Source organism: Moritella sp. (assembly GCF_033791185.1).
Taxonomy (GTDB): Bacteria; Pseudomonadota; Gammaproteobacteria; order Enterobacterales; family Moritellaceae; genus Moritella.
Genome location: NZ_JASJHF010000246.1, coordinates 1 through 6,234, shown reverse-complemented (window position 1 = coordinate 6,234; position 6,234 = coordinate 1). Strand labels below are relative to the sequence as shown.

6 protein-coding genes are annotated in these 6,234 nt (G+C 42.5%); all 6 read right to left on the bottom strand.

Annotated features, from left to right (window positions below; genetic code table 11):
• The coding region (locus tag QNK26_RS14370; RefSeq protein ID WP_319224184.1) for an ABC transporter substrate-binding protein at positions 1-1,604 on the bottom strand (1,604 nt) is incomplete at its 3' end.
• A 107-nt stretch (positions 1,605-1,711) separates the two neighbouring features.
• A complete protein-coding gene (locus QNK26_RS14365) occupies positions 1,712-1,984 on the bottom strand; it encodes a DUF2160 domain-containing protein (RefSeq protein WP_319224181.1) in 273 nt (90 codons plus the stop codon).
• 9 nt (positions 1,985-1,993) lie between these two features.
• A complete protein-coding gene (locus tag QNK26_RS14360) occupies positions 1,994-2,794 on the bottom strand; it encodes a carbohydrate ABC transporter permease (RefSeq protein WP_319224179.1) in 801 nt (266 codons plus the stop codon).
• Positions 2,795-2,930: 136 nt separating this feature from the next.
• Positions 2,931-3,794, bottom strand: a complete 864-nt coding sequence (locus QNK26_RS14355; protein ID WP_319224177.1) for a sugar ABC transporter permease — start codon at positions 3,792-3,794, stop codon at positions 2,931-2,933.
• Positions 3,787-4,890: an ABC transporter ATP-binding protein gene (locus tag QNK26_RS14350; RefSeq protein ID WP_319224173.1), complete on the bottom strand. Its 1,104-nt coding sequence runs from the start codon at positions 4,888-4,890 to the stop codon at positions 3,787-3,789. Before QNK26_RS14350 ends, QNK26_RS14355 begins: the two co-directional genes overlap by 8 nt.
• Positions 4,883-5,983, bottom strand: coding sequence for an ABC transporter ATP-binding protein (locus QNK26_RS14345; protein WP_319224170.1), 1,101 nt, complete (start codon positions 5,981-5,983; stop codon positions 4,883-4,885). Before QNK26_RS14345 ends, QNK26_RS14350 begins: the two co-directional genes overlap by 8 nt.
• Between the last annotated feature and the right edge of the window lie 251 nt (positions 5,984-6,234).

The following is a 6,234-nucleotide window of genomic DNA, read 5'->3' as shown; positions in this document are numbered from 1 at the left end:
ACAGGACCACATTCGCCCTGTGCTTTACTGCGTTCTAAACGCGCCATGACTTTATCCTGAGCTGCGGCTAAACCATCCATTGCTTGTTGTGGTGTTTTTTCACCACTTGCCGCTTCAGCAACATACTGCCACCATAATTGTGCAAGTTTAGGATAGTCAGGTACATTAGATCCCGTTGGGGTCCATTGCACACGCGCATCACTACGATAAAACTCTACTAGACCACCCAATTGCGGTGCCATATCGGTCATCGCTTGTGAGTTAATATCTGACTCACGAATAGGTGTTAGGCCAACCACGGTTTTTTTCAAAGATACTGATTTTGAAGTGACAAACTGTGCATATAACCACGCAGCTTGACGACGATCTAACGGCGTTGAATTTAAGAAAGTCCAGGCACCGGTATCTTGGTAACCCAATTTCATGCCTTCTTCCCAGTAAGGGCCTCGTGGTGAAGGTGCCATACGCCATTTTGGAGTACCGTCTTCATTCACTACAGGTAAACCGGGCTTGGTCATATCCGCTGTAAAGGCGGTATACCAGAAAATCTGCTGGGCAATGCTGCCTTGCGCGGGTACCGGTCCAGCTTCACCAAAGGTCATACCAGCAGCTTCAGGTGGCGCATATTTTTCTAGCCATTCAACGTATTTAGTTGTTGCGTATACTGCAGCCGGGCCATTGGTAGCACCGCCACGCGCAACACTTGAGCCAACCGGATTACAACCTTCGATACGTATCCCCCACTCATCAACTGGGATACCGTTGGGAATGCCTTTATCACCAGCCCCGGCCATTGATAACCATGAGTCAGTAAAACGCCAGCCTAAAGAAGGATCTTTTTTACCATAATCCATGTGTCCATAGATACGCTTACCATCAATTTCTTTTACTTTTACTGAGAAAAACTCAGCAATATCTTCATAGGCTGACCAGTTAAGTGGCACCCCTAGCTCGTAACCATATTCGGCTTTAAATTTCTTTTTCAGATCATCACGCTCAAACCAATCGGCTCGGAACCAGTATAAGTTGGCGAACTGTTGATCCGGCAATTGATAGACTTTTCCATCTGGTCCAGTGGTAAAACTTAAGCCAATAAAATCTTCTAAGTCCAATGTTGGCGAAGTGACTGCCTTACCTTCACCGGCAATAAAGTCACTGATTGGCACGACTTTACCGTAACGAAAATGCGTACCAATTAGATCCGAATCGTTAACGTAAGCATCGTAAATATTACGCCCAGATTGCATTTGGGTTTGCAGCTTTTCAACAACATCCCCTTCTTGGATCAAGTCATGATTAACCTTTATGCCAGTAATTTCGAAAAATGCTTTGGCTAAGATTTTACTCTCATATTCATGGGTGGTAAGGGTTTCAGAAGCGACATTAATCTCCATACCTCGATACGGTTCAGCTGCTTTTTTAAACCAACTCATCTCGTCTAACTGCTGTTGCTCAGTTAAGGTTGATGGGGTAAATTCATCGTTAATCCAGGTTTTTGCCGCATCGTCATATTGATCCGCCATCGCTAAACTACTGCAGCCGGCGATTAACATCGCAACACTTAAACGTCCAAGTGTAAACATTGATTTTTTTCTATAAAGCATTGTTACATTCCTTTTGTTATTAAAGTGCACATAATATTTTTACTGTAGGCACCAAATAGTGCCAACACACATCCTTAGGTAAGGCCCTCGGTACTCTCTTTGTCTTTTCACCCCCATTTCATAACGGTTAATAACCAAACTACAGCAATGCTAAAGGGTACCCAGATCGATATTTCTGTAAACCCAATAAACCCTAAATGTATAAACGCACTGCTTAATAAGCTAATAAATAATCTGTCACCACGGGTGGTTTCAATAGGAAAAAATCCTTTTCTTGCCACGCAGGGGCTTATTAACTCCCAGCAAGTCATGGCCAATAATATGCAGCCAATACCGATAAAAAATAACGCTGAGGGTGTGGTCCAAGCCATCCAATCCATACATTTCTCCTATACACGACCAAGGGCAAAGCCCTTCGCCACATGATTTCTAACAAACCAAATAACCAATACGCCTGGTAAGATAGTCAATACTCCAGCCGCCGCTAAAACGCCCCAATCAATACCCGATGCACTCACCGTTCTTGTCATCACCGCCGCAATAGGTTTAGCATTAACCGCAGTTAAGGTTCTTGCTAATAACAATTCAACCCAACTAAACATAAAACAAAAGAATGCCGTAACACCAATACCCGAGCTAATTAAAGGGATAAATATTTTCACAAAAAATTTAGGGAAAGTGTAGCCATCAATGTAGGCGGTTTCATCAATTTCACGAGGAACACCGGACATAAATCCTTCCAAAATCCATACCGCCAATGGCACATTAAACAAACAGTGCGCAAGCGCCACACCAATGTGAGTATCGAACAAACCCACCGATGAATAGAGTTGAAAGAAAGGCAATAAAAATACTGCCGGTGGCGCCATTCTGTTGGTCAGTAGCCAGAAGAATAGATGCTTGTCGCCAATAAAGCGAAAGCGTGAAAAAGCATAGGCCGCAGGTAAGGCAACTAATAAGGTAATAACCATATTTAGTGATACATAATAAATGGAATTGATGTAACCCATGTACCAACTTGCATCAGTAAAAATAGTCATATAATTAGCAAAAGTAAAAGTGTTAGGCCAAAAAGTAAGGCCGCCTAATATCTCTTGATTACTTTTGAACGACATCATCAACAACCAATAAAGAGGCAATAGCAAAAACAAGATATACAAGCCAAGCCCCAGTGTTTTCTTCTTATTCATAAGTACATCCTTTACATTAATTATTTACTATCGTTATGGGTCATGTTGCTATAAAACAACCAATAAAAAGGCAATAGTAAGAACAAGCTAAGCTTCACTGTTGCTTTCTTACCCATAAGTGCATCCTTTACATTAATTATTTACTATCGCCATGAGTCATCGCGGTATAAAACAACCAACTGACTAATAGAATGATCAAGAAATAGATAATCGAAAAAGCGCCTGCCGGTCCTATATCAAACTGCCCCACCGCCATCTTAGTTAGTGTTTGGCTTAAGAAGGTTGTTGAGTTACCCGGACCACCACCCGTTAACACGAAGGGTTCGGTATAAATCATAAAGCTGTCCATAAATCGCAGTAGTACCCCAATCAATAGAACACTTTTAAGTTTAGGCAATTGAATGTAACGAAATACCGCCCAGTTAGAAGCCCGGTCAATACTTGCAGCCTGATAATACGCATCGGGAATAGCGCGTAGCCCTGAGAAAGACAATAAGGCAATTAATGATGTCCAATGCCAAACATCCATCAGAAGTACCGTAAACCAGGCATCCATGGGATTAGCGGCATAATTGTAATTTATACCTACCCCATTAAGCGCCCAGCCGAATAGTCCGATATCAGCACGACCAAAGATCTGCCAAATCGTACCGACTACATTGAGTGGTACTAATAGAGGTAATGCTAATACGATTAAAGTGACTACCGACCACTTACCTGCTTTAGGCATCATCAATGCAACACCGATCCCTAATGGGACTTCAATCAACAACACAGCTCCCGAGAATATAAATTGGCGTACTAATGAGTCCTGTAGACGCGGGTCATTAAGTATCTCTCGGTACCATTCGACACCGACAAAATAACGGGTACTGACATCAAAAATATCTTGCAGTGAATAATTCACCACTGTCATTAAAGGCACAATGGCACTAAAGGCCACCAATAAAAACACTGGTAGAACTAGAAACCACGCCTTGTTGGTATAAGATTTATTCATGATTTTCATCCTTGGCGACAAGAAACTCGTCGATATAAAGCATTAACCACTGTTCTGGAAAGCTTATAAAAGCGTGATCTTGAGGGACTTTTTGATCCTCCGGCAAGCGCGCTTTAATCAAATGTTCACCTAGTTTTAGGCTAACAATTTTGTAGGTTCCCAAATCTTCAACAAACTCGACTTCGGCCCGATAAGCATTACCATTGGGTTTATCCCACACGTGTACAAATTCAGGTCTAATACCCACCTTCAAATTATTTGAATCACTGACCTGCAAGGCCTGTTTCTCGAGATCATTGAGTGGGAATATTTGTTCACCTAAACACACCCCCTGCTCACAGCGTTTTACTGGCAGAAAGTTCATTCCGGGACTGCCAATAAAATAACCCACGAAAGTATGGTTAGGCTGCTCGAACAATTCACGCGGAGTGCCAAACTGCACGACTTGACCCTCGTACATCAAGGCTATTTTGTCTGCAAAAGTAGACGCTTCAAGCTGATCATGGGTGACATAGACCATAGTGGTCTTAAACTGTTTATGGATTTGCTTTAATTTACGGCGTAGCCTCCATTTCAGCTGAGGATCAATAACAGTAAGCGGCTCATCAAACAAAATGGCCGAGACATCATCACGCACCAACCCACGGCCCATGGACACCTTCTGTTTTTCATCGGCGGTAAGATTTGCGGCTTTTTTATTGAGTACGTCGGTCAGCTCAAGTATTGCTGCAATCTCACTCACCTTGGATTGAATCTTAGCCTCGCCCGTTCCCATATTACGTAGCGGGAAAGCCAGGTTATCGAACACCGACATGGTGTCGTAGACCACAGGAAACTGGAAAACCTGGGCAATATTACGGTCTTGCGTCGGAATATCATTGACTCTCACACCATCAAATAAGACTTCTCCATCCGAAGGCACCAATAAACCGGAAATAATATTAAGCAGGGTCGACTTGCCACACCCCGACGGTCCCAACAGTGCAAAGGCGCCACCATCTTGCCAAATATGGTCCATCTGTCTAATCGCATATTCTGGTTTAGCAGCATTTTTATCATAACTATGCGCTAAAGATTTTAAGTGGATTTCAGCCATGGTAATTACCCTCAATTCTGCGACTAGCTGCGTGGATTAAATTGCCATCCTTGTGAAATACATTGAGCTTATGGATGGGCACATAAATGTTGATTTTTTCATCCACATTGTAGTTATGCACGCCGGATAAATGCAGGACCATTTCAAAGTTCAGATTACGCACATGCAAAAATGTTTCGGAGCCACTGATCTCGGCCACCTCAACCTGCACAGAAATTTCTAAGTCATCATCATTTTTCGGCAATAAACTCAAATGACTAGGCCGTATTCCGAATTGATAGTCGCCTTCACCCAAAGAAAGCAGCTCGGAGGTGAGAGGGAAATGCACGGTATTATCAAAAGTCACTTCGGTTTTAGTGATGCGTCCGGGAAGCATGTTAATCGGAGGTTCATTAAACAAGGTCGCGGCAATCACATTACAAGGTTTATGGTAGGTTTTTGCTGTTGGACCACTCTGAATTATCCGTCCTTCATGTAATATGGTCGTCGTGCCTCCCAATGCCAGCGCTTCGTTAGGCTCAGTGGTTGCGTACACTGCAATAGTATTTCGTTGTGCAAATAAATCACGCATCTCGACGCGTAGCTCCTCACGTAATTTATAATCCAAATTCACTAACGGCTCATCAAATAAAATGAGATCGGCATCTTTAATCAAAGCACGCGCCATCGCGGTACGTTGCTGCTGGCCGCCTGAAAGTTCTAGTGGCAGGCGTGATAAATAGGGGGTAATACGCAACATTTCAGCTATTTCCATCACCTTATCTTTAATGCTTGCTTCCGATTCTTTAGCTAAACGTAGTGGCGATGCAATATTGTCGAACACGCTCATATTCGGGTAATTGATAAACTGTTGATAGACCATTGAGACATTACGTTTTTGTATCGACACACCATTCATATCGCGTCCATTCATTAACACGCGACCCGATGTCGGTTGCTCCAATCCAGCCATCAAACGCATCAAGCTCGTTTTTCCAGATAAAGTGCGACCAAGCAGTACATTAAAAGAACCTGGTTCAAAAGTCAGGTTGGCTTCATTAATGTAGTACTGGCCATCTACTATCTGTGTTACATTTTCCAATGTCAGGGACATACGGCGATAATCTCCTTTTTGAATAAGTACCAAGCAAAATCCTATTTTGTTCAATTTCGCCAATTCGCTTAAGACTAAAGCTAAATCCATGCCAAGTTTCACTAAAACTTACCCACTAACTCCTAACCAACTGATAAACAAGATGAAAAAATTGTTAGTTTTAAAAGCACTATTTTCTTGCTGAAAAATCATTTAGATATCGTGAACCTTTGAAAGGTCAATATGAACAAAAAACCAGAATTAGCCCACTT